Raw genomic sequence first — 23,811 nt, 5'->3', positions numbered from 1 at the left:
TAGGAGTAAACAGCATGGTTCGCGCGACTTCGACAACGATGACGACCGCCTCGCTGGCCCTGTGGGCCGCGCTGGCGGCAACCCCCGCATTGGCCGAGCAGCCGGCAGCCTGCGATTGGCAACCCGAGCGTGCCGTGACCTTCGTGGTTCCCTGGGGCACCGGCGGTGGCACCGACGCCAACGCACGCCGACTGGCCAGCCTACTCGAGGAGCAGATGGGCGTGCCGTTCAACGTCGTCAACCGTACCGGGGGTAACGGTGTCGTCGGCCATACCACGCTCGCCCGTGGCAAGCCGGACGGCTATACCATCGGCGCCGCCACGGTCGAGATCGATACCATGCACTGGATCGGCCTGACACCGCTGACTTACCAGGACATCACGCCCATCGCCCTGATCAACCGCAGCTCGCCCGGGGTACTGGTGCAAGAGGACTCGCCCTACGACTCCCTCGAGGCCCTGCTCGACGAGGCACGCCGGAACCCGGGTGAGCTGACCGCTTCGGGAACCGCCCAGGGCGGCATCTGGCACCTCGCCCTGGCCGGCATGCTCAAGGCCGAGGGATTGGCGCCCGACGCCATTCGCTGGATCCCCAGCCAGGGGGCCGGGCCGGCACTCAAGGAGCTGATGGCGGGTGGCGTCGATGTCGCCACACCGGCGCTCGCCGAAGCCCGCAATCTGGTCGAACAGGGGGAGCTCAAGGCGCTGGCGTACATGAGCGATACGCCGATGGAGCAGATGCCCGAGGTGCCCCTGACCGCCGAGACCCTGGAGAGCGGCTGGACGCTGAGTGCCTTCGTGACGGTCAGCGGTCCCGGCGGTCTGCCGGACGAGATCGCCTGCGCCTACGAGCAGGCGATCGAGACCGCCGTGAACAGCGAGGACTGGGCCGAGTTCAAGCGCAGCCGCGGTACTGAGGTGGTGTTCGAGGATCGCCATGAGACCGCCCAAACCCTCGCCGAGGCCGACCGCCAACTGGGCGAAGTCATCGAGGCGATCGGCCTCGCCCAGTGAGCCCGAGACATCGCTAGACGGCGCATCGCTACACAGGAGGTGTCCATGTCACGCAATGATCGCTTGTCGGGATGCCTGCTGGTCCTGTTCGGCGCGCTGGTGCTGTGGCGCGCCTCGACCTTCCCGACCCTGGCCGGGCTGGAGTATGGCCCCGGCCTGTTTCCCGCCATCGCGGCGATCGGCCTAATGGTCTGCGGTGCGGCGATCGGGTTCGGACCGCGGGGCCGGCAGCCGGCGCAGAGCACTTCGACCCTGCCGGCCCGGCAATCGGGCCGGTGGGCGGCGGCACGCCCCCTGGCCCTGCTGGCCGTGGTATTCGGCTACGGCCTGCTGCTCGATCCCCTGGGCTTTCATGTCGCCTCCTTCCTGGCGGTTTTCGCCACGGGCCGGGTGTTCGGGCTGCGTGTCACGGGTGCCGCGCTGCTGGCCCTGCCCCTGGTGATCGGCGTGCACCTGCTGTTCTATTCGCTGCTGCGCGTCCCGCTCCCCTGGGGCCTTTTGACGCCACTGGCCTGGTGATTCCATGAGCGCCTCGACCCTTGCCGCCCTGTTCAGCCCCGCGTCCCTGGCGGTCATCGCCGCCTGCACGCTCTACGGCACCTTCATCGGCGCCATGCCGGGCCTGACCGCCACCATGGCGGTGGCCCTGCTGGTGCCGTTCACCTACTTCATGGATCCGCTGATCGCGATCAGCGCCATCGTCGCCACCACCACCACGGCGATCTTCGCCGGCGACGTCCCCGGCACCCTGATGCGCATTCCCGGAACGCCCGCCTCCGCGGCCTACGTCGAGGACGCCCATCGGCTTTCCCGCGCCGGACGAACCCGCTCGACGCTGATGGTGTCGCTGTTCGCCGCCTGCATCGGCGGGCTGGTGGGGGTCGCCCTGCTGGCGCTCATCGCCCCGCAGCTGGCACGCATCGCAATACAGTTCTCCAGCTTCGAAACCTTCTGGCTGGCCTGCCTGGGGCTGAGCTGCGCGGTGCTGACCAGTAACGGCAGCGTGGCCAAGAGCTTCGCCAGCCTGTTCATCGGGTTGTTCATCGCCACGATCGGCATCGACGTGGCCGTCGGTCACCCGCGCTTCACCTTCGGCTATTACGAACTGTTCGACGGGATCAGCTTCATACCCGCCATCATCGGCCTGTTTGCCCTCAGCGAGATCCTGCGCAGCGCCCAGGCAAGGCGCGGCGAGCAACCCGCCAGCGCTGCCCAGGAACCGTTTGCCCGGGCGCTGCGCGAGGCAGGGCGCACGCTGCGCCGCTTCAAGCGCAACATCGCCCGCTCCAGCGTGCTGGGCACCCTGATCGGCGCGCTGCCCGGCGCGGGGGCGGACATCGCCGCGTGGATCTGCTATGCGGTTTCGCGGCGCTTCTCGCGCCATCCCGAACGCTACGGCACGGGCTACATCGAGGGCGTGACCGATGGCGGTTCCGCCAACAACGCCGCCATCGGCGGGGCCTGGACGCCGGCACTGGTGTTCGGCATCCCCGGCGACAGCGTCACCGCCATCGCCATCGGCATCCTGCTGCTCAACGGGATGTCGCCCGGGCCACAGATATTCACCGACTCGCCGGAACTGGTACACACCCTGTACGGGGCCTTCGCGCTGAGCAATCTCGCCATGATCCCCGCGGGCCTGCTGGTGATCATGATTTCCAGCCAGGTGGTACGTATCCCGCGCCGGGTGCTGATGCCCATCGTGTTGCTGTTCTCGCTGGTGGGGGCCTATGCCATCACCAACTCGGTGATGGCCATCTGGACCGTGCTGGCGCTGGGCATCCTGGGCTACGCCATGGAAGCCAACGGCTTTCCGCTGGCACCCGCCATCCTCGGCATCGTCCTCGGCGAGATCGTCGAAGAGAACTTCATGACCTCGATGATGAAAGCCCAGGGCGACTTGCTGGCCTTCTTCGAGCGTCCCTGGGCGACGGCGCTGGGCGTTCTGACCCTGCTGCTCTGGGCCTTGCTGCTGACCCGTGGCATCCACGAGAGCGTCCGGCGCCGACGCCACCCCGATTCCTCGACCACCTCGCAAACGGATACCGCTTCATGAGCCCACGCAACCGCACCAAACTCGCCCTGCAGCAGGGCCGGACCGTCAGCGCCCTGTGGCTGGAAAGCGCCAGCCCCGAACTGGCCGAAGTGGCCGTCTGGGCCGGCTGGAAGACCATCCTGATCGACAACGAGCACGGCGTTTCCAGCCTCGAGCACACCGCGCACCTGGTCCGCGCCATCGAAGCCGCGGGTGGCGAGGCGGTCCTGCGCATCCCCGCCAACGATCCGGCCTATCTGAAGAAGGTCCTCGACATGGGCGTGCGCTCGATCATGGTGCCGATGGTCAACAGCGCCGAACAGGCCCGCGCCGTCGTCGATGCCTGCCGCTACCCTCCCCAGGGCCAGCGCGGTTATGCGGCGCCGATCGTGCGCGCCTCGGGCTATGGTGCCTTCCGCGACTATGCCCGCCGGGCCAACGACGACCTGCTGTTGATCGCTCAGATCGAACATGTCGATGCGGCCGATAACGTCGAGGCGATCGCCGGGGTCGAGGGCATCGACATGCTGTTCATCGGCCCCAACGATCTCGCCGGATCCATGGGACGGCTGGAGCAACTGGAGGACGGCCAGGTACGCGAGCTGATCGGCGGGCTGGAGCGGCGCATCACCGCCAGCGGGCGCTTGATGGGCACCATCACCGGCCCCGGGCGCGACGTCGCCACCCTGACCGATAGCGGCTACCGCTTCGTCGCCGGCCCCAACGACATCGCGCTGTTCGCCAGCACGCTGCGCCAGGAAGCGACCTTGTGGCGCGAGCGATCGGCCGATTTCGACGCTTGCTGACTGCCTGAGACTCGCTCGCGCCCCGGCGGCATGGGGCGCATGCTATTCACCCCAGCAACGAGCGCAGGCCCGCAATGGCATCCTTGCCGCGGGCCTGCTTCTTGTCCGGATCCTCCTTGTCGGCGCGTCCTTCCCACTCCAGATCGGCCTCCGGCAGCTCGTCGAGAAAACGGCTCGGCGTGCAGTCCATCAGCTCGCCATATGCCTTGCGCTGGCGGGCCAGGGTCAGCGTCAGGGTGCGCCGGGCGCGGGTGATGCCCACGTAGGCCAGGCGACGCTCCTCCTCCACGGTGCCCGCCTCGACGGCGTTGCGGTGCGGCAGCAACTCCTCCTCGAGGCCCATCAGGTAGACGTGGGGAAACTCCAGCCCCTTGGCGGCGTGCATGGTGAGCAGCTGAACGCGATCCGAGTCGTCCTCCTCGGCCTGCTGTTCGAGGATGTCGCGCAGCACCAGCCGCGAGATGGCCGCCTCCACGCCGTCGGTCTCGGTTTCCTCACTGGCCGCGCTGTCTTCGGGATCGGCCTGCATCGACTTCTCGAGCTGGTCGATCAGCGTCCAGACGTTGGCCATGCGCCGCTCGGCGATGGTCGGCGTGCTGGCGTTCTGGTAGAGCCACGCCTCGTAGTCCATATCGCGCAGCATGTCACGGATCGCCGCCAGGGCATCGCCAGCATCCATGCGCCGGCGCACCCCGTCGATGAAGTGGGTGAACCGCCCCAGGCGCTCCACGGCACGGGTGGGCAGAACCTGTTCGAGCCCCAGTTCGTGGCAGGCGGCGAATAGCGAGCCGCCGCGATCGCTGGCGTAGTTGGCCAGCTTCTCCAGCGTACCGGGACCGATCTCGCGGCGCGGCACGTTGACGATACGCAGAAAGGCGTTGTCGTCGGCGGGATTGATCAATAGCCGCAGGTAGGCCATGGCATCCTTGATCTCGTTGCGCGAGAAGAAAGAGGTGCCACCGGAGAGCTTGTAGGGGATCTGATAGTGCTGCAGCTTGAGCTCCAGAAGGCGCGACTGGAAGTTGCCGCGATAGAGCACCGCGAAATCGCGCCACTCGGCACGTTCCTTGATGCGCCGCGTCAGTATCTCGCTGGCCACCCGTTCGGCCTCGGCCTCTTCATGGCGATTGACCACCACGCGAATCGCCGCTCCCTCGCCCATCTTCGACCACAGGGTCTTGTCGTAGACATGGGGGTTGTTGGCGATCAGCGTATTGGCCGCGCGCAGTATGGTGCCGGTGGAGCGATAGTTCTGCTCGAGCTTGATGACGTTGAGGCGCGGGAAGTCCTCGCCCAGCGTCACCAGGTTCTCGGGGCGCGCTCCGCGCCAGGCGTAGATCGACTGGTCGTCGTCGCCCACCACCGTGAAAGTGGCCCGCTCGCCCATCAGCAGCTTCACCAATTGGTACTGGCTGACGTTGGTGTCCTGGTACTCGTCGACCAGCATGTAGTGAATGCGTTTGCGCCAGCGCGCCAGGGCATCGGGATCGTCGCGCAGCAGCACCACGGGAAGCAGGATCAGGTCGTCGAAGTCCACGGCGTTGTACGCCTTGAGGTGGCGCACATAGGCTTCGTAGGCGCGGGCGGCAAAGAGTTCGTCCTGGTCCGTAGCGTGAGAAGCGGCCTCACCGGGCAGCACCAAGTCGTTCTTCCACTGCGAGATCCGGTGCTGGACGCGGTTGATCACCTCGGCATCCACCTGGGCGTCCTTGTGCATCAGATCGCGCAGCAGCGCCTTGGCATCCTCGGGGTCGAACAGCGAGAAGCCGGGGCGATAGCCCAGCGCCGCCAATTCCCGGCGGATGATGTTGAGGCCCAGGGTATGGAAGGTGGAGACGGTCAACCCGTGGCCCTCCTTGCCTTCGAGCATCTGCCCCACCCGTTCCTTCATCTCGCGAGCCGCCTTGTTGGTGAAGGTCACCGCGGCGATGCGTCGGGCGCTCATCCCGCACGCCTGCACCAGGTAGGCGATCTTGGTGGTGATCACGCTGGTCTTGCCGGAGCCGGCGCCGGCCAGCACCAGACAGGGACCGTCGATGTAGCGCACCGCTTCCTGCTGGCGGGGATTGAGCTTGGCGAGACGCTGCTGAATGCTCATGGGCGTGCCTCGAGTTTCATCGCACCGGCGAAGCCGAGCTGACGCCAGGCCTCATAGACCAGCACCGCAGCGGCATTGGAGAGATTGAGGCTGCGGCTCTCGGGTAGCATGGGAATGCGCAGGCGCTGGGCCTCGGGCAGCGCGTCGAGCATGGCCTGGGGCAGGCCGCGGGTCTCGGGACCGAACACCAGGGCGTCGTCAGGGCGGTAGGCCGGCTCATGATGGCCGGTGCGCCCGCGGGTCGACACGGCGAACACCCGCCCTGGCGAAACATCATCGAGGAAGGCCTCCCAGCTTCGATGCACGCTGACAGCGGCCCATTCGTGGTAGTCGAGCCCGGCGCGGCGCAGGCGCTTGTCGTCGAGCACGAAGCCCAGCGGTTCGATCAGGTGCAGGCGAAAACCGGTGTTGGCACACAGCCGGATCAGATTACCGGTGTTGGGCGGAATCTCGGGCTGATAGAGAACGACATCGAGCATGACGACCGCTCATCCGGTTGCCGCCACTCCGTAGCGCGCGCGGTAGTCGCGGATCGCCTGGGCGTGAGCCAGAAAGGCGTCGCCGCCCCGCTCCTCGAGATAAGCGAGCACCATGTCCAGGGTGACGATGCTCACCACCGGCATGCCGTAGCGTGCCTCGACCTCCTGGATGGCGCTCAGGCCTTGTGCTTCACTGTCAGCCTGGCCATGCTCCTGGCGGTCGAGGGCGATCACCACCCCGGCAGCCTCGGCGCCGGCGGCCTCGATCAATTCCATCACCTCGCGGATGGCGGTGCCGGCGGTGATGACGTCGTCGATGATCAGGATGCGCCCGGCAAGCGGGGCGCCGACGATGTTGCCACCTTCGCCGTGGTCCTTGGCTTCCTTGCGGTTGAAGGCGTAGGGCAGATCGCGGCCGTGGTGATCGGCCAACGCCACGGCAGTGGTCGCCGCCAGGGGAATGCCCTTGTAGGCGGGGCCGAAGAGCACGTCGAACGCGGGCGCGCGCTCGGCGATCGCCTGGGCGTAGAAGCGCCCCAGCCGCGCCAGGGCCGCGCCGGTCTTGAACAGGCCGGCATTGAAGAAGTAGGGGCTGACGCGGCCCGACTTGAGGGTGAATTCGCCGAAGCGCAGCACGCCTTGCTCGATGGCGAACTCGATGAACTCGCGCTGATATGCCTGCATGCTCGCCGCCAAGGTTCGTCTCCTGATGCCTCAACCGATGTCGACCAGGGACCGACAGCGCGTCCCAAGCCCTATATCATGTCTATCGCGACGGGCCATTTACCCAAACGTCGAAACGTCGGGTATCATACACGCGCGACGTCAAAGGGACCATGTATGAAAATTGCCACCATCAATGTCAACGGCATCCGCGAGGCGGTCGACCGCGGCTTCCTCGACTGGCTGGCCGGCCAGGACGCCGATGTCGTCTGCGTGCAGAATCTCAAGGCCAAGAGCTTCGAACTCGACGACGACATCCTCTACCCCGAAGGCTACGAGGGCTACTTCCTCGACGCAGAGCAGGACGGCTTCTCCGGGGTCGGCCTCTACTGCCGAAAGATTCCCAAGGCCATCATGTACGGGCTGGGCTTTCCGCAGTGCGATCACGAGGCACGCTTCCTGCAGGCCGACTACGACCGCTTCAGCATCGCCAGCTTCCTGATGCCCGACGGCAGCGACTATGCCGCCAAACAGGCCTTCATGACGCAGTACCAGGAGTACCTGAGCAAGATGGCGCGCAAGCGGCGCGAGTACATCATCTGCGGTACCTGGCACATCGCCCACAAGACCATCGACCTGGCCAACTGGGCCGATAACCAGACCACGCCCGGCTTCAAGCCGGAGGAGCGCGCCTGGATGGACCAGGTGTTCGGTCCCACCGGCTTCATCGATACCTTCCGCGAGGTCAATCGAGAGGCCGGCCACTACACCTGGTGGCCCAAACTCGACCAGGAAGTGCCGCGCTCCCGCCAGGAGGGCTGGCGCATCGACTACCAGATCGTCGGGCCCAACTTCCGCCGCCACGTGGTGGACGCCTGGATCGACACCGATGCCACCTTTTCGGAGTTCGCGCCGCTGATCGTGGAGTACGACCTGGAGCTGTAACGACCTCCCTTCGTCGCCGTTCCGGCCCGCCCGGAATGCATTGCGCCGGCCTTGGATAGGCCGGCGCAATGCGTTAGGCAGTCGCTCATGGCCGTTCCGTCGATAGGCCATCGCGGAGCCCTTGTAACCCCATCCCTGGCGCAGGACCTCCACTGTGGTCTGTCCCCGGTGCCATTCGCGCCAATGCTCAGCGACGAATGCCCAGCGCTTCGCGCTGATGGCCGAAGAGTTCGCTGCCGGCCTTTTCCGCCAGGTCGAGCATGGCGTTGAGCGCCTCGCGGGAGAAGGTTCCCGCCTCGGCAGTGCCCTGCACCTCGATCAGGCCGCCCGACTCGGCCATGACCACGTTCATGTCGGTGTCGGCGCTCGAGTCCTCGGGGTAGTCCAGGTCGACCACCGGAACCCCCTTGAAGAGCCCCACCGACACCGAGCTGATCAGTTGCACGAAAGGGTCGCCCTTGATCAGCTTCTCGCGCTGCAGGTAGCGAATGGCGTCGACCAGCGCCACGCAGCCACCGGTGATCGAAGCAGTACGGGTACCGCCGTCGGCCTGGATGACGTCGCAGTCCACGGTGATGGTGTACTCGCCGAGCTTCTTGAGATTCACCGCCGCGCGCAGCGACCGGCCGATCAGACGCTGGATCTCCAGCGTGCGCCCGCCCTGCTTGCCGCGCGTCGCTTCGCGGCCACCGCGGGTATGGGTGGCGCGGGGCAGCATGCCGTACTCGGCGGTCACCCAGCCCCGGCCCTTGCCGCGCAACCAACGTGGCACGCCGGCTTCCACGCTGGCATTGCACAACACCTTGGTGTCGCCGAACTCCACCAGTACCGATCCCTCGGCGTGACGGGTGTAGTCGCGGGTCAGGCGGATCTCGCGGGGCTGGTTGGGCGCTCGCCCACTGGGACGCTTGACGTCGGCTGCCATAGTTCCTCTCTGCTCGTTATTCGCTCGGAATGAAGGCGCCATTCTACACGGTTGGCGACCGGAATCGGTTACACTGCCGCCTCGGACCCGACCCTGGGCCGCCGACGGCGGCCCGCATCGCCTGTTGAGGAGTAGGCCAATGGCCGACACCGGCAACCGCGTTCACAGCATGACCGCTTTCGCCCGCCTGAGCCGCGAAGCGAGCTGGGGCAGCCTGCAGCTCGAACTGCGCTCAGTGAACCAGCGCTACCTGGAGCCCCATTTCCGCTTGCCCGAAACGCTGCGCGACCTGGAACCCGGCTTTCGAGAAGCGCTGCGCACGCGCCTGGCCCGCGGCAAGGTGGAGTGCACCCTGCGCTTCGAAGCAGAAAGCGCCGATGACACCCTCACGGTCAACTCGGAACGCCTCGCCGCCCTGGCCGCTGCCCTCAGCGAAGTACGCACCGCCCTGCCCCAGGCAGCGATGCCCGATGCCCTGTCCCTGCTCGACCACCCCGGCGTGCTCGAATCTCGCGGCACCGACCTCGACACGGTCAAGGCCGAAGCCATAGCGCTATTCGATGCCGCCCTTGCCGAGCTGCTCGCCGCCCGCGCCCGCGAGGGCGAGAAGCTCGCCACGCTGATTCACAGTCGGCTAGCCGGGGTACGCGAACAGGTCGCCGAGGTGCGCCGCCTGATGCCGCAGATTCTCGATCGCCAGCGCACCCAACTGCTGGAGCGCCTCGAAACGGTCAAGGCCGAACTCGACCCCCAGCGCCTGGAAGCCGAACTGACCCTCCTGGCCCAGAAGGCCGACGTCGACGAGGAGCTCGACCGCCTGGTCGCCCACGTCAGCGAAGTCGAGCGCCAGCTCGGCCAGCCCGGTCCCAAGGGGCGCCGCCTGGACTTCCTGATGCAGGAGCTCAATCGCGAAGCCAACACCCTCTCTTCCAAGTCGGTAGTCGCCGACACCACGCGCTGCGCGGTGGAGCTCAAGGTGTTGATCGAGCAGATGAGGGAGCAGATCCAGAATATCGAGTAGTTTCTACAGACCTCCACACGCATCCATATCCAATTGTTTTTACAGAAATATAAGAATCAGTTTGTCTATGGATGTCTACGAAAATCTAGCTTAAGCCATCGCCTATTGGGGAGTACAATGGGGAGTACATTGGCTTACTCCCCACCAAGAGGCGCGATTTTCTCGACATGTACTCCCCACTTCAAACGCTCACCGCCAGCCATCGCCGCTCCTGCAGCGAGCGCCAGCCCCTGCCATCCTGGCAACCGAAACAATGTAAACAATAGCCTGGGCTGAACCCGACTTTTTTTCAGCCACACAATCAAACACTTGTTTCAAATTTTCTGATAGAGCTTTCTGGGAGGGGTGATGGGTAGTTTCACTGTCAAGAAGGTCCAGGCCTTGATCAAGGACGGCACACCGGGCCGCTACAGTGACGGTAACGGCCTGTACCTGATGATTCCCAAGAAGGGCTCACCCTACTGGATGCTCCGATACACTGTTGCCGGAAAGCGGCGTGAGCTGACCTTGGCCAAGTACGCGGACCGTTCCTTGGCCGAGGCTCGTGAGCAGGCTGTAGAGACACAAAGGGCTATCCGCAACGGTCTCGACCCTGTTGAAGAGCGCAAGCGTGAAGAGCAGGCCACCATCCACACCGTCAGGGAACTCTTCAGCGACTGGTACCAGGACCTGGAGAAGCGCCTCAAACACCCCAACATTCCGAAGCGGATCTTCGAGAAGGAGGTGGCGCCCTCAATCGGGCATCTGATTCTGGAAAACGTCACTCCCATGGATGTACGTGCCATCATCCGGAAAGTCGCAAGCAGCGACCGACCGACCATCGCGAACGACACCCTGATGTACCTGAAGCAGCTGTTCAATCACGCCATCAAGCTGGGACTGCTCACCTACAACCCGGCGGCTGCCTTCAGCGTCAATGACGCCGGTGGAATCGAGAAAAGCCGTGACCGCGTTCTCACCGTCGAGGAGATTCACCAGGTCTTTCGAATCTTCAGGGACAACCGAGAGAGCTTCACCCGAGACAACTACCTTGCCTGTGCGCTGCTGCTCGTCCTTGGGGTGCGCAAGACTGAGCTGACAGAAGCCCAATGGTCAGAATTTGACCTGAAAGGGCAGCGGTGGAACCTGCCCAGTGAGCGCAGCAAGACAGGCGCTGGGATCGTGATCCCCCTGCCTCCACAGGCTGTGACCTGGCTAGAAGAGCTCAAGATCCGCGCCTGCGGCTCACCTTACGTCTTTCCCAGCCGCCGCAACAGCAAGCGACCACACATGGGCAAGGACACCCTGAATCGCGCCATTGCCAAGCTATTCGGCAAGGAGCCAGGCAAGAAGCCGCAGCCGGAGAACCGGATGGGCGACATTGCCGAGTTCACCGTGCACGACCTGCGGCGCACCTGCCGCAGCCTGCTGGCTGCGGCAGGCGTGCCTGGGCATGTCGCGGAGCGCTGCTTGAACCACAAACTCAAGGGCGTAGAAGGTATCTACGATCGTCATGACTACTTCGAAGAGCGGAAAGAGGCACTGATCAAGATAGCGGCACTGGTTGAAACAGCCATTAGCGGCGTCTCAAGTGGATGAGGGTTTCACCAAAAATATAGGTGGGTCAAAACATTTTGGTGTGGCCGCCCTGGATCACCATAGATGGGGCTTGGCAATCCTTTTGCTAAGTCTTTCAGGATAACTAATTAATGTGTATACACCCCCTGAGTGATAGCTTACGCAAGCTTCAGGCAGCATCGCATGCGAAATCACGACTCCTTACGAGCGGCCTGCACCTGCAAAAATTCGCAAATCGTTAAGTTCGCCTCAACAAATTCTTGCCAACTGTACTGCTGGGCGTAGGCCTGCTCAAACTGTAAATCCACACGGCAGATTTCCGGCCTTTTTTCATAAATCTCGCACCCCTTTCCAAGTTGGTCATAGTAGCGGCAGATACCGTCGCCGCGATCAAGAAAAAAAGTCTCGGGAGAGAGATTTACCTGTTGACAGCACAGGCCGCATCTATTGCAAGGAAAGACTTGATACGAATTCATTGACTGGTACACTACACATAGCCTAACTTAAAAGGCTCGCGCCTCGTGAGGGGCGAGCCATTAACTCATTGAGACATGCTATCAAGAGATTCTTTTTTACCACTCGCCACATCATTAATATCGATAACTCTCTTCTTAGTGGAGAGAACGAGATTACCTTCTTTGTCAAGTAACGGTGTATCGATCATGGCCTTCAATAGCTGAGCAAATTTGACGGCATTGAATACCGCTATTTTGCCTTGATCCGTGTAGTTTCCAAAGTCCTTCCCCTCTCTGTTGACGGTATTTTTCATATCAGAGATTGCGTGCCGTAAGCGCGAGCTGACATTTGAAAAAGTTGTGTTGGCAAATGAAGTTACCTCTGTAATGGCCTTGAGCTTTCCCCCCATAAGAGATGCTTGCTCGCAGATAGTTTTGGCCTGTTCTCGATTGGCATTGGCTGTGTTTAATGCTTCCTCACCTTTGTTGCCCAATACATGTCCAAAAATTGCCAAAGCCGGGCCGGCAACGATACCACCCAGAACCATCACGCCACCCGTCATGCCATAACCACCTGTAGCGAGCGACCCACCTCCCAGCCAGGCAAGGGTGGCATTGGTGGCAGCGACACCATTCAGTGATGATATCGCAGTCCCGGTACTTGCAGTCGCCAGTAGCATCGTGCCGTTGTATGAGCCGAATGCCAGCGCAGCTCCGCCACCAATGCCAGCCCCCAAGCCTAGGCCCGCATCCTTGAGAGCTTGGTAGTCTTGCGTCAGGCTTGGAAGAGTCCTGTTCGAAAAATCTCCAGCGTTGAGCTTGTCAAGCTCAACGCTTTGTTTGAGATCTACGTTCTTAATTATTTGGAAAGTACCGATGAAGTCTGAAACAACCCCGTTGAAAGCACGAAGTTTGCGCTGGCCGTAATCCTCAAGTGTTTCATTTGCCATCCTACGTAGTTCATCAAGCTCTTGATTCGCAACCTCTACTGATGTACGAGCATTATTGTTAATGTGCTTGGCAGAACTCTGATCTACAACTCCGCTTACACCTTTCACGGCACCATATACCCCGGCTGCAGCTGCAGCTGCACCAATGACCAAAGGGATAGGCATACCTGACTCCTTATTCTAAAACAATAGAAATGGTCTTACTGATTTCTTGATTAAGATATTCTGCACGCTCTAACAGATCATTGAAGATAAAGTCTTCCAGGTTACAATACCTCTGAAATTCCTTGAGCAAGGCCCACTCGACACCCGAGATATGCCCATCTCGTAACGCTACTAACAATAGCTCATAAAGAATAATTTTTGGAGTGGATGGAAGGTCATAATTCTTGCCTGCCAGCAACTCCAACAATACCGTGGTACCCGCCGCCACACGCGCACCTGGATCCTCCATCTTCACAAAAGGATAGTTCTTCAAGACATCGACGAGTCGTCCTGATATTTTATCAATAGCACCATAACTGAAAACAATTCCAAATATATCTTCTTGATTCACACCAGCATCTTTCTGCAATTCCTCCATTATTTCTCGCTCTCGCTTCCCCACCTTTATGGAAACCTCATCCAAGCTGGTTTGCGGAGTTAACTCTTCATAAGTCTTCCCATCCCAAAGCAATGGTTTATCAGCGATTGTAAACAAGCTTGCCAGGTCAAGCAAATGAACTCTATCGGCCTCTGAAAGCATTTTTATCAACATGAAGAACTTTCCCTTTTCTCGAATCTTCAGATTATAAAGCAAGAGGATCGTCAGTGGACATGAACAACTCAAACTCATCAATGGACTGGAATTGAAGCTTCTTACCCAACAATTCTGCGTAGTGGTTGATGCTATTACACATCTCATCAAGGCTCTTTTTATTGGTACTACCAATCGTTGACAAGAGACTTTTTGTTTCCAATCGCAGCTGGGGGATCTCTCGGCTTACAAATTCCTCCAATTGCTCTTTTTCAAAGTCGATTCGATCTCTCGCAGCAGCTTCAATCGCACGCACCTGAAGAAGCCGCTCACGAGAAATCTGCGCGCCATGTGCGGCATCCAAGGCACTCTGGTAAAACATAGACGAAAGCATATAGCCAATCAGTCCACCAATAGCAGCACCTGCAAAAGGAACTGGAATTGCCACTTGACCGACAGCTGCCATCATACCGCTCGATAGCATACCAGCACCTTTTTCACCCACCTCTGTGAGTAACTGTTCCTCGTTGATCTCACCCGTCACGAAGCGCTGAACGGAGCTGCCCAAGGAAAGACAAATGTTTAACGCTAGCGTCGGGGCACTGGTACCTGCAAGCTGTCGTACGAACGGATTTCCCGACTGCTGCATACCACCCTTTATGGCCGAACCTGCAAAAGCCCCACCATAGCCAAGCGCGCCTGCCTTTATGGTATCAGTAGCGATATCAGAAAAAATGTCCGATGCCTCTTTCTCTCCTTGAGCGACAGCCAAACAATTGACTAAGATTGAAATGCTACCACCAATTATCGCGCCGTACTTGGCACCTTGTATGCCTGCTCTATGGGAGGTACGACCAATGTCCATAAAGGTCGCGGAACCGGGACGCTCCCGATAAAAAATTGCTTCTTCTGTAGTAAGACCACTATCACTGACTTGTTCAGCTAGCTCGTCGTAATTGTCGGCCTCACGACGAAGTTTTGTTGCTGCATCTGAGTTTCCTTTAGCCTCTGCTTTTTCAGCATTGTATCGCCGCTGATGAGCTTTCCTTCGGCAATAGTCCGTTGCGGGCTCCGCTTGAAAATTCTCAGCTTTTGCACGCTCTTCCAGCTTGGCTGCCTCAATTCGGAGTTTATTTGCCTGATCAGCCTTGCCGGACTTTTTAGAGAGTTTTTCAGCCTGCTCTTTCAGTTTTTTTGCTTCTTCAAGCACGTAGGCACGGTTACCTTCAAATTGCTCGCGTGGCAATTCAATCTTGGTACCACGGTACCGTGAAAATTTTCCGTCTTCCCGTGCAATGTCCTCAAGGAGCTGGTTTCGGTCTCCTACGAATTTCATTTGTGCCTGGGAGCCATCAACGATATTTCCATCTACCAGTTTAACTCGGTCGACTACGTTGTGGTTTTTTCCATACTCGGGCAGATCATCTGAACGTGAAGTCCTAACATTCGACTTGCTGATAATAGCCTCAGCATTGTCGCGGCTAGTCGTGGCCACCTCTGCGCTATATCCAGCCTGTTGCTTGATATTGCGTGCGGTCCAGCGAGGATCATCGCTTACCTTGTGCTTTGCGATGCCGGCCAAGCCTTTAGCAAAACGCTTACCTGTTTCATGGTCAACACCGCGGTAGCCCTTAATATATTCGGCGTTCGCACTACCGAAGCGTTGCACCGTCTCATGGAAGGCTAATCCTTCAGCCGCACGGATGGCATCGCGGCGGATTTCCTGCTGCGACTCATCCTTCTCTCCCGTGGTACCAGTCTTGTTAGCAGCCATCGGAGCCCTCTCTGCAGTTATGGCCGTGTGCTAGTGAAGCTCTTCTCGTGACGGTGCCAGACGCACCAAAGCAGCCAAAAAAAGCTATATCATACTTAGTATCGGCTCGCCCTGCTGAAACTTTAGGCTCCCCATGCGTCCAACCCAGCACCCTCTGCCAACGCACGCGAAGCCGTCTTCAGCACCATGTGGCTGGGCTGGACCCTCATACGCTAGCTGACTCCTACGACAGATCATGTCGCAGAAGCTCAAACGCAAAGTGCGACACAGAATGTCGCTATTTAGACTAAGACTGATGCCTACAGCAGTTAAGGAGGCATCGCTTATGGGACCGAAAACCTTAAGGAATCAAGCACACCATAGCTCTACAGGCGAAGGTGACTCCATAATCAAGCCAGAATTTCTATGGCAGACTGACTGCGAAGTCTGGAAATCCGATCAGCCCGCTACTGCCTTTCTGGCTGAGCAACTCTCTATTCAGAGCATACCGGAATCGTCTGTGGCGACAGCCACCACTGACGGCAGAGGTATCTATGTAAACCCACGTTGGGGCGCTAGTCTGGACAAAACAACCCGCCAGTTCACGCATGCCCACCTCGTATGGCACTGCGTAGCCGGACACTTCCGCCCCGCCCCGGTCTTGGATAGCCGCCGCTGGCACTTGGCATGCGACCATGAGATCAATGTAGTCTTACTGATGCTGGGGTTTTCCATGCCAGCCCAATCTGTACTTTTTCCTGCCTGTATCGGTAAATCATTAATCGCTGTGTATGACTGGTTAGCTGACTGTCCCCTTCTCGACAATGAAACGAGCCTGGATGTAATGCCGTGGCAGGCTGCTTTTAGGGGGGATAGCGCGATAGAGGGTACACCCCTCGATATGAAGCTCCTTTCTCAGCACTGGCAGCACCAAGCTCGTAAAGTAGTAAACCTCTACCTAAGGACCTCGTGCTTAAGTTCTTTGATGGCATCTTGGTCATCACCTCGCTGGTAATATTGAATGTCCACCGTTAGACTGGAGCCACTCTGGCTACTCACACTATAAGGTTTGTTAATGTCCGAGATCCGAGAGACCCTTTTCCGCTACCTGGCCATGTTACAGCTAATTCCACGCAGTCCCGGCCGCATAAGCACCCCAGTGCTATTGGAAAAGCTCAACGAGCGGGGCTTCCAGATCGATACCCGCTCCCTGCAGCGCGACCTGCGCGACAAACTGGCTCTACACTTTCCGCTAGCGTGTGACGACAGCCAGAAACCCTACCGCTGGTACTTCGACCGGGACTTCCACTGCAACCTGCCGGCCCTCGACGTGCCCAGCGCCCTGACCCTGGTCCTGGCCGAGGAGTACCTGAAAGGGTTGCTGCCGCCGGTGGTGGTCGGCCAATTGGCACCTCAGTTTCGCGACGCAAGACGGTTACTTGATAACTTGGAGGGCAACGGGCTCAGTCAGTGGGCAAAGCGGGTCCGGGCAATTCCCAATGGGAAGGCGCTGATTCCGGCCCCATTCGAGGCGGCCATTTGGCAGACAGTATCTCAAGCCTTGCTGGAAAATCTAGCTGTGGACGTAACCTACCTATCGCGAAGTGCTGAGGAAGAGAAGCAGTTTACTCTTCACCCCCAAGGATTGGTAAGTCGCCACAGCGTAACCTATCTTCTGGCTACCGTGAACGATTACGAAGATATTCGCCAATTTGCGTTGCACCGTATCAAGAAAGCTGCTATCAGCAGTAGTCCATGGCGGGGGTCGACGAGGTTTCATCTAGATGACTACATTCACAATGGCGCCTTTGGTTATCTGGAAGAAAATGAAGACACGACATTAATCGCCAACGTGGCGCCACAACTGGCTTGGCTATTGACGGAAACACCACTTTCCAATCAACAGACCCTTTCCCCGATAAAGGACAGCGAGTGGCAGCGTCTTGAAGCTTTAGTTCCAAATGATCAACAGACACTGTGGTGGATTAAAGGGCTTGGCACGAATATTGAAGTATTGGGTCCAACTTCATGGAAAAATGACATACTAGCCACTGCCCGCGAGATCCTGTCACGCCAAGATATAAAAACCAAGCTTTAAATTTTTAACCTCACAAATACAACGAACACAGACACAAACAATTATAATAATTTTAAAACCTATATCACTCCTGTGAGCAAAGCCCTTCCCGGGCTACTTCCACTGGCACAGGAGGCCTTCTATGCCTTTAGCCTGCTCGCGCTGCGAGTTGCAGCGCGTCATCAACCTCGAGACTGCCCGCAAGCTCGGTACCGCCGCCGGCGGGCTGGTCGGCTCCCTGAAGGGGGCCTACGCCTCGCTTTACTCGCATAGCCTGTCACTCAACCCCTCCGCGTCCTTTCCGATCAGCCGGGTCGCGGCTGCCGTGATGGCAGCGTCGACCGGTGGTATCGCCGGGGCCGCTGCCGGGCACCGGATGGTCCAGCACTTGTTCCCCCCTGGAGAGGGCACGCCCTGGCTCTGCCTGAGCTGTGGCCACGCCTTCCGGGTGCTGGACTGATCCCGTCACTTCGTTTCCTCAACCCTGCCGGCGCTCTGCCGGCTTTTTTTCGTCCTGGAGGTTTCTCATGGCACATCAGATCGAACAGATGGCTTACGTCGGCGACACCCCCTGGCATGGCCTGGGGCAGCAACTCTCGCGTCATCAATCCCTGGAAGTGTGGCGGCAGCAGGCCGGCATGGACTGGCACATCGAGGCGTCCCCCGTGCGCTTCATCGCCGATGGCGCCGGGCACCTGGGCAGCATCCACTCCTTCCCGGAACAGAAGGTGCTCTATCGCTCCGATACTCGGGCCCCGCTGTCAGTGGTCTCCCAGCGCTACAAGGTGGTGCAGCCCGAGGAGGTGCTGGAGTTCTACCGCGACCTGACCGAGTACGCCGGCTATGAACTGGAAACGGCCGGGGTGCTCAAGGGCGGCCGCAAGTTCTGGGCGCTGGCCCGCAGCGACCTGGGCACGGCGCTGAAGGGGCAGGATCAGGTCAACGCCTACCTGCTGCTGGCGACCTCCTGTGACGGCTCGCTGGCCACGGTGGCCACACCGACCTCGGTACGGGTGGTCTGCAACAACACCCTGACCATCGCCGTGGATGGCATGGCACAGGGCGTTAAGGTGCCGCACAGCACCGAGTTCAACCCGCAGCGGGTCAAGCAGCAACTGGGCATCTCGGTCTCGCAGTGGGACGACTTCATGTACCGCATGAAGACGTTGGCCGAGCGCAAGGTCAGCCAGGAAGAAGTGAAGACTTACTTCCAGTCGGTGATCTGCAACGCCGAGGCGCCGACCGACGACCCTTCCAAGCTGCCCAACGTCCGGGCACTGAATCGCGTGCAGAAGCTGTTCCATGGCGAAGGGCGTGGAGCTCAGCTCTGCACCGCTCAGGGCACCGCCTGGGGCCTGCTCAACGCCATCACCGAGTACGTGGACCACGAGAAGCGCGCCCGCAGCAACGACTACCGCATGGACTCCGCCTGGTTCGGTCAGGGGGCGAGCCTCAAGGACAAGGCCCTGGCGTCAGCCATGGCGCTGGTCGCCTGATCGGCAGCACGGGCTGCGACAGCAGCGGTCAGTCTCGCCACCCACACCATCCCATTCCCATCACGGCATAGCGCCCGGCCACCACGGCCGGGCGTTTCTGTTTCTGGAGGATCCCATGTCTTCGCGACTGTCATTCGAGATCTGCCGCGCCCTGACGCAGCTGACCCGTCAGCTGCTGGAGGCCGGCAAGCATGAGACGCAAACCCACGTGCTGGCCAAGGGCCAGCTCTATCGCGTGGTCGTGTCGCTGGAGCCGGTGCCCACCGAGCAGCTCCAGGACGTCATCAACCGTTACCTGTGAGGTGATTCCCATGGCAACGCCCATCCATCCCCAGCAAGGCCAGCGCAACGGCCAACTCGCCACCGAGCCGACAGCTCAGCCCCTGCAGGAGAGCACCGCCATCATCCAGGTAATCGAGCGGGCCGCCCTCAACCCCGAGGTCGACATCGACAAGATGGAACGCCTGCTGCAGATGCAGGAGCGCGTGCTGGATCGTCAAGCGCTGATGGCTTACAGCACCGCCATGGCGGCCATGCAGACCGAACTGCCGAGCATTGCCGAGCGCGGCCAGGGCAACAACGGTGCCTACGCCACCCTGGAGGACATCGTCGACACCGTCAGGCCGATCATGAAGAAACACGGCTTCGCGGTGAGCTTCCGCATTCAGACCCATGAGCGCGGTATCCAGGTGACCGGCGTGCTGATGCACAAGGACGGTCACCGCGAGGAGACCAGTATGTTGCTCCCGGCCGATACCAGCGGCAGCAAGAATGCCGTGCAGGCCTTCGGCTCCTCCACCAGCTACGGCAAGCGCTATGTGTTGTGCGCCTTGCTTAACATCACCACCCGCGGTCAGGACGACAACGGCCATGCCGCGGCACCGGTAAAGCTCGTCACGCCCTTCCAGGCGGGACAGATCCGGCAGCTGATCGCTGCTTGTCCTTCCGCCACCCAGGAGTGGTTCGTCGGCAAGTACGGCGATGCCGAGCAGGTGCCGCGCGACGACTTCGACAGGCTACGCGCCTCGCTGCACAAGCGAGCACTGACCAACCGCCAACAGCACTGACAACCCGGCGAGGGGAGTTCCCTCGCTGGCTATGCCGCATTTCATCAAGGAGAACCGTCATGCAGATTCTGACACTGGAACAGGGCACGCCCGAGTGGCATGCCGCCCGTCTCGGCATCGTCACCATGTCCGAGCTCAAGTCCCTGCTGGTCAAGGGCAAGGGGCCGGGTGGCTTCGGTGCTGGAGCCATCAGCTACATGCATCAGTTGATCGGTGAGCGCATCACCGGCGAGCCCTCGGATGCCTTCCAGGGAAATGCCCACACCCAGCGGGGGCATGAGTTGGAGCCAGTGGCCCGCGAGCTATACCACGAGGCCACTGGCCTGCCCCACCTCAAGCAGGTCGGCATCATTCTCAACCACGGGGTGGGTTACTCCCCGGATTGCCTGGTGGACAGCCGGGGGCTGGCCGAAATCAAGACCAAGCTGCCCAAGTACCAGATCGAGCTGCTGCTGGCCGACGAGCTGCCCCAGGAGCACGTGGCGCAGTGCCAGGGCGGCCTGTGGGTCAGCGAACGGGAGTGGATCGACTTCGTGAGCTACTGGCCCGGCATGCCGCTGTTCGTCAAGCGCGCCTACCGGGACGAGGGAATGATCCGCACCATCGCCGAGCGGGTGGAGGCGTTCTACGAGGAGCTGGAGCGCCGCATGGCCATGGTCATGGCGGCGTGAGGAGAGACACCATGAATCACCGCAAGCTCAGAGCTGGCGAAGTCGCCGGCACCTATGACATCACCGCGCCCGTCACCGAGGCGGAGCTTGTCAGCATCGCCCAGGCCTTCGCCCGTCGGCGACTGGCCAGGGGGCGCAAGCTCACCCGGCCGGACCTGGTCTTCGACTACCTGCAGGTGCTCTTTCAGGGCTACGAGCACGAAGTGTTCAGCGCCCTGTTCCTCGACACTCAGCATCGCCTCATCCACTTCGAGACGCTGTTCCGAGGGACAATCGATTCGGCCAGCGTCTACCCTCGGGAAGTGGTTAAGCGGGCCCTGGCCCACAATGCCGGGGCGGTGATCTTCGTTCACAACCATCCCTCAGGTGATCCGGAGCCCAGCGATGCCGACCGGCGCATCACCCAGCGCCTGAAGGAAGCCCTTGGGCTGGTGGAGATCCGGGTCATCGATCACATCGTGGTGGGCAGCGAGGGGCGTTCGTCCTTTGCAGGGCTGGGCTATCTCTAAGAAATATCCTGGCAGACAACTGCACGGCGCCGCCCTTTGTGGTGGCGTCGTGGCATTGAAAGCATTTTTTCTTTTTGATGCAGATTGGTTCCAGATCACCGCTGGCGAAGCGGGGCTTAGGGGTTTTCGCCGCGGGCACCGGGGGGCGCTTGCGCCCACCGGTGAGGGGTTGGGGTCATCGAAGGGACTTGCGAGGAACGAGCCGGCCCCGCCGGGTGGAGCGTATGAGGGACGAACAGGCGGAACCGTCAGCGCGCAGAGCGCCAGGGATGCGCAGGGTGGCGAAGCCAGCCCGTAGGGCCGAAGCTCGGAGCAGCCCGGCCCGCGGGCGAGGAACGAGCCGGCGGTGGCGCCAGACAGAGGTTGTTACTGAGCTTTTGGGGTAGCTCGCCATCCATAAGGCTCAAGGTCGAATCTCGAGTTCATCTCGTCTGCTGTGAAGAATAGAGGCTCACTCGGTTCATCGGAAAGCGCATCGGTAACCACTGCCAGAAGCCATGCCGGATGCACCGAGGCAGCACGCTCGTTTCGGGTCAGGCAGAAAGCCGGTTTGGTGCCGGCCGTACCCTTGACCTCGACGCGCAAAGCCTCTTTTCCACGTATTGCCAGCAAGTCATATCCGCAGTTGTCTTTCTGCCGGTCCCGCACCTCGAATGGAGGGTTCAAATGCTCCAGATACGTCATCACACGAAGAACGGCAGCCTCCTCCACGGCCTTGCGAGTCTCTGGGTCGGTACTCCAACCTCCCCTTCCTTGAAAGTCGGCTGATCCATCGACCTCTTCCAGGAACAGGATGCCGGCTATCGACTCGGTGGAGCGGTGTTTCCGGTAATCTTCGATGACAGCGGCGTCGCGGGAAAATGCTGTGGGACGGTATTCGCCGCGGTAAGCCCATGCATTAGCCCCCTGCTTGATGTAGAGAGGAACCGCTTTCCCGCTCTCCATGAACTGCTCTGCCCTGGATATGACTTTAGGCTTATTACCGACAATGATGACCTCTGGTGCTTCAGGATTGTCCCGGATGGTCACGGCCAACCCCTTGACTTCACCATCCTTGGTCCGAATATAGTAATCGCCGCCGGCCAACCGTGACGCCAGCTCTCGTGTGTCGATGGTCTTCATCCATTTTCCCTGATAGAACGACTTCTGCCGCACCGACTGACGTCTTGCCGCTTTAGGAAACAGCGAGGAAGACATCAGCATTCGCTGATGCCATAGGCTCTCACAAAGACCGTTGCCCGTCATGCTCACCCGATAATTGACGCCTGAAAAGGATGCAGCTCGTGGATAGCGCCGATCTCAATGGCTCGAAGACTGATTTTTGCGAGCGGCTCCAGCGGTTTCGCAACGCACGCTACGCCGAGCATGAACGAGAGCAGGTCGGTTCGCTCTTTCCCTTCAGCACCGAAGCCATCCGTCAGGACGATGACGCCATCCTTGAGCATGCTTGCCAGGTGCTTGCTGATCGCGTCAACGGCGATGCCCTGACAGCGGTAGCCGCTCTGGTGCTCATCAACGGAATTGTGCAAACCCCTCGGGAAACTCTCACTGAATATTTCGGCGAAGAAGTTGCTGATCTGGTTGACGCCGCGTCGACGCCTTTCGACTCGGCCTGCGGTAATGTCGTGCTCTGGGAGCGTGCTCTCCAGCAAATGGCCGAGGCCCCCGCCGACGCCCAAAGAGTGAGGCTTGCACTGTTGCTGGGCCAGATCGAACACAGCCCGGACGCGACGGGGCACATCCCTTTCTGGCACCAAGAGGCAAAGACAATGAGCAGCGGCGATCCTTACCTGCAGCGCCGCGTTATTGAACGGCTCGAAGCTGCCTGGGCGAATGCCCAGTGATGCTCATTCCCCGAACCGACTCGAAAGAAGAGCGCTATTCTCAGTAGCGGGACGATCAACTGTCCTCCCTCACTCCCAGCGTCCTGTCGGCCCCCACCTCGTAGCCGCTGACCAGCACGTAGCGGCTGCCGCGCGGCCGGTCGGCCCACTGGCCGCGGTAGAAGCGTTCGTCGCGCAGCTGCCGCCAGTAGGGCGCCACCGAACGTGGAGCGGTCATCGCCAGCGAGAGCTCGCGCAGGACCATGCCCTCCTCGTCGGCCAGCGACTGGACGCGCCCGCCGGCATGCTCGAAGGCCTCGCGGTTGATGAAGTCAGTGATCTGGCTGGGCGTGAAGGCGCCGCGCAGCATGGTCGGGTCGAGGCTGAAGTCGGGCGTCAGCGCGGCGCAGGTGGCTCAGCGCGGCGTTGGGCTCGTTCCAGGTCGTCTCGAAGCGGTAGTCGTCGAGGTAGAAGTGACAAAGGTCACGGGCGGCCAGGCTGCACTTGCTGCGGTAGGGCAACAGCCAGAACGCCGGGGGCGGCTCGGTGAAGGTCTGCGGCAGCAGGTCGGGGATGCCGAGCGGCGATGCGCCGGGGAAGACCTCGCGGGTGCCGATGGTGTCCCAGCCGCCGGGCTTGCAGGTCCAGTCTGGCGGCTGGGTGAAGGAACGCGGCATGGACGCCGCCTCACTGCTTGGGCTTGGCGTCGTTGCCGCGCCCGCCGTAGAAGTG

26 protein-coding genes are annotated in these 23,811 nt (G+C 60.8%); 16 read left to right on the top strand and 10 right to left on the bottom strand.

Going from position 1 to position 23,811, the window contains the following annotated elements:
• The first annotated feature begins 14 nt into the window (after nt 1-14).
• Genes BLP96_RS12515 through BLP96_RS12500 form a run of 4 tightly spaced genes read left to right on the top strand, consistent with a single transcriptional unit; the run spans nt 15 to nt 3,854 of the window.
• Nucleotides 15-1,013, top strand: a complete 999-nt coding sequence (locus tag BLP96_RS12515; protein ID WP_089686670.1) for a tripartite tricarboxylate transporter substrate binding protein — start codon at nt 15-17, stop codon at nt 1,011-1,013.
• 45 nt (nt 1,014-1,058) lie between these two features.
• Nucleotides 1,059-1,532: a tripartite tricarboxylate transporter TctB family protein gene (locus BLP96_RS12510; protein WP_089686668.1), complete on the top strand. Its 474-nt coding sequence runs from the start codon at nt 1,059-1,061 to the stop codon at nt 1,530-1,532.
• Nucleotides 1,533-1,536: 4 nt separating this feature from the next.
• Nucleotides 1,537-3,069, top strand: coding sequence for a tripartite tricarboxylate transporter permease (locus tag BLP96_RS12505; RefSeq protein ID WP_089686666.1), 1,533 nt, complete (start codon nt 1,537-1,539; stop codon nt 3,067-3,069).
• Nucleotides 3,066-3,854, top strand: coding sequence for an HpcH/HpaI aldolase family protein (locus BLP96_RS12500; RefSeq protein ID WP_089686664.1), 789 nt, complete (start codon nt 3,066-3,068; stop codon nt 3,852-3,854). Before BLP96_RS12505 ends, BLP96_RS12500 begins: the two co-directional genes overlap by 4 nt.
• Before the next feature lie 46 nt (nt 3,855-3,900).
• On the opposite strand, the gene rep is transcribed toward BLP96_RS12500, so the two are convergent.
• From rep to pyrE, 3 genes are read right to left on the bottom strand one after another with little or no spacing between them, the layout of a single operon-like run.
• Nucleotides 3,901-5,952 (bottom strand): DNA helicase Rep, encoded by a 2,052-nt coding sequence (gene rep / locus BLP96_RS12495; protein ID WP_089686662.1) that lies wholly within the window; start codon nt 5,950-5,952, stop codon nt 3,901-3,903.
• The gene (trmL, locus tag BLP96_RS12490; RefSeq protein ID WP_089686660.1) at nt 5,949-6,431 is read right to left on the bottom strand and encodes a tRNA (uridine(34)/cytosine(34)/5-carboxymethylaminomethyluridine(34)-2'-O)-methyltransferase TrmL; all 483 of its coding nucleotides are present in this window, start codon (nt 6,429-6,431) and stop codon (nt 5,949-5,951) included. Before trmL ends, rep begins: the two co-directional genes overlap by 4 nt.
• A gap of 9 nt (nt 6,432-6,440) precedes the next feature.
• The gene (gene pyrE / locus BLP96_RS12485) at nt 6,441-7,115 is read right to left on the bottom strand and encodes an orotate phosphoribosyltransferase (protein WP_089686658.1); all 675 of its coding nucleotides are present in this window, start codon (nt 7,113-7,115) and stop codon (nt 6,441-6,443) included.
• Nucleotides 7,116-7,271: 156 nt separating this feature from the next.
• Between pyrE and BLP96_RS12480 the strand changes: the two genes are divergently transcribed.
• Nucleotides 7,272-8,039, top strand: a complete 768-nt coding sequence (locus BLP96_RS12480; RefSeq protein ID WP_089686656.1) for an exodeoxyribonuclease III — start codon at nt 7,272-7,274, stop codon at nt 8,037-8,039.
• 187 nt (nt 8,040-8,226) lie between these two features.
• Here the strand turns inward: BLP96_RS12480 and rph are convergent, their stop codons facing one another.
• Complete coding sequence (rph, locus tag BLP96_RS12475) at nt 8,227-8,964, bottom strand: ribonuclease PH (RefSeq protein WP_089686654.1); 738 nt, start codon at nt 8,962-8,964, stop codon at nt 8,227-8,229.
• A 139-nt stretch (nt 8,965-9,103) separates the two neighbouring features.
• On the opposite strand from rph, the gene BLP96_RS12470 reads away from it, so the two are divergent.
• Entirely contained in the window at nt 9,104-9,985 is an 882-nt protein-coding gene (locus BLP96_RS12470; RefSeq protein WP_089686652.1) for a YicC/YloC family endoribonuclease, read from the top strand.
• Nucleotides 9,986-10,333: 348 nt separating this feature from the next.
• Complete coding sequence (locus BLP96_RS12465; RefSeq protein ID WP_089686650.1) at nt 10,334-11,563, top strand: tyrosine-type recombinase/integrase; 1,230 nt, start codon at nt 10,334-10,336, stop codon at nt 11,561-11,563.
• Between the two features lie 520 nt (nt 11,564-12,083).
• Here the strand turns inward: BLP96_RS12465 and BLP96_RS12455 are convergent.
• Genes BLP96_RS12455 through BLP96_RS12445 form a run of 3 tightly spaced genes read right to left on the bottom strand, consistent with a single transcriptional unit; the run spans nt 12,084 to nt 15,457 of the window.
• Nucleotides 12,084-13,112, bottom strand: a complete 1,029-nt coding sequence (locus BLP96_RS12455) for a hypothetical protein (RefSeq protein WP_089686648.1) — start codon at nt 13,110-13,112, stop codon at nt 12,084-12,086.
• A 10-nt stretch (nt 13,113-13,122) separates the two neighbouring features.
• Nucleotides 13,123-13,704, bottom strand: a complete 582-nt coding sequence (locus BLP96_RS12450) for a hypothetical protein (RefSeq protein WP_089686646.1) — start codon at nt 13,702-13,704, stop codon at nt 13,123-13,125.
• Between the two features lie 31 nt (nt 13,705-13,735).
• Entirely contained in the window at nt 13,736-15,457 is a 1,722-nt protein-coding gene (locus BLP96_RS12445; protein WP_089686643.1) for a hypothetical protein, read from the bottom strand.
• A 235-nt stretch (nt 15,458-15,692) separates the two neighbouring features.
• Between BLP96_RS12445 and BLP96_RS20575 the strand changes: the two genes are divergently transcribed.
• The 8 genes from BLP96_RS20575 (at nt 15,693) to radC (ending at nt 21,256) form a co-directional block, all read left to right on the top strand.
• The gene (locus tag BLP96_RS20575) at nt 15,693-16,451 is read left to right on the top strand and encodes a DUF2201 family putative metallopeptidase (RefSeq protein ID WP_089686640.1); all 759 of its coding nucleotides are present in this window, start codon (nt 15,693-15,695) and stop codon (nt 16,449-16,451) included.
• 60 nt (nt 16,452-16,511) lie between these two features.
• On the top strand, nt 16,512-17,534 hold the full coding sequence (locus BLP96_RS12435; RefSeq protein WP_089686639.1) for a helix-turn-helix transcriptional regulator: 1,023 nt from the start codon (nt 16,512-16,514) through the stop codon (nt 17,532-17,534).
• A 121-nt stretch (nt 17,535-17,655) separates the two neighbouring features.
• Entirely contained in the window at nt 17,656-17,973 is a 318-nt protein-coding gene (locus tag BLP96_RS12430; RefSeq protein ID WP_089686637.1) for a hypothetical protein, read from the top strand.
• Between the two features lie 67 nt (nt 17,974-18,040).
• Entirely contained in the window at nt 18,041-19,009 is a 969-nt protein-coding gene (locus BLP96_RS12425; protein ID WP_089686635.1) for a DUF932 domain-containing protein, read from the top strand.
• Between the two features lie 115 nt (nt 19,010-19,124).
• Nucleotides 19,125-19,310, top strand: coding sequence for a hypothetical protein (locus tag BLP96_RS12420; RefSeq protein ID WP_089686633.1), 186 nt, complete (start codon nt 19,125-19,127; stop codon nt 19,308-19,310).
• 10 nt (nt 19,311-19,320) lie between these two features.
• Nucleotides 19,321-20,076 (top strand): ERF family protein, encoded by a 756-nt coding sequence (locus BLP96_RS12415; protein ID WP_089686632.1) that lies wholly within the window; start codon nt 19,321-19,323, stop codon nt 20,074-20,076.
• Nucleotides 20,077-20,135: 59 nt separating this feature from the next.
• On the top strand, nt 20,136-20,747 hold the full coding sequence (locus BLP96_RS12410; RefSeq protein WP_089686631.1) for a lambda exonuclease family protein: 612 nt from the start codon (nt 20,136-20,138) through the stop codon (nt 20,745-20,747).
• A gap of 11 nt (nt 20,748-20,758) precedes the next feature.
• A complete protein-coding gene (radC, locus tag BLP96_RS12405) occupies nt 20,759-21,256 on the top strand; it encodes a RadC family protein (RefSeq protein WP_089686628.1) in 498 nt (165 codons plus the stop codon).
• A gap of 366 nt (nt 21,257-21,622) precedes the next feature.
• On the opposite strand, the gene BLP96_RS12400 is transcribed toward radC, so the two are convergent.
• A complete protein-coding gene (locus BLP96_RS12400; RefSeq protein WP_176761521.1) occupies nt 21,623-22,453 on the bottom strand; it encodes a protein NO VEIN domain-containing protein in 831 nt (276 codons plus the stop codon).
• 86 nt (nt 22,454-22,539) lie between these two features.
• Here BLP96_RS12400 and BLP96_RS12395 point away from each other — a divergent pair, with 86 nt between their 5' ends.
• Nucleotides 22,540-23,100: a hypothetical protein gene (locus BLP96_RS12395; protein ID WP_143005108.1), complete on the top strand. Its 561-nt coding sequence runs from the start codon at nt 22,540-22,542 to the stop codon at nt 23,098-23,100.
• Between the two features lie 55 nt (nt 23,101-23,155).
• On the opposite strand, the gene BLP96_RS19885 is transcribed toward BLP96_RS12395, so the two are convergent.
• Together BLP96_RS19885 and BLP96_RS19880 are read right to left on the bottom strand one after the other, a co-directional pair.
• Nucleotides 23,156-23,449, bottom strand: a complete 294-nt coding sequence (locus tag BLP96_RS19885) for a hypothetical protein (protein WP_143005107.1) — start codon at nt 23,447-23,449, stop codon at nt 23,156-23,158.
• A complete protein-coding gene (locus BLP96_RS19880) occupies nt 23,412-23,756 on the bottom strand; it encodes a DUF4417 domain-containing protein (protein ID WP_143005106.1) in 345 nt (114 codons plus the stop codon). The genes BLP96_RS19885 and BLP96_RS19880 overlap by 38 nt, the downstream gene beginning before the upstream one ends.
• Nucleotides 23,757-23,811 lie beyond the last annotated feature (55 nt).

The sequence above is a fragment of the Billgrantia gudaonensis genome, assembly GCF_900100195.1.
In the GTDB taxonomy this organism is placed as follows: Bacteria; Pseudomonadota; Gammaproteobacteria; order Pseudomonadales; family Halomonadaceae; genus Halomonas; species Halomonas gudaonensis.
The sequence above is the reverse complement of the archived record's forward strand: the minus strand, read 5'-3'. Positions and strand labels throughout refer to the sequence as shown.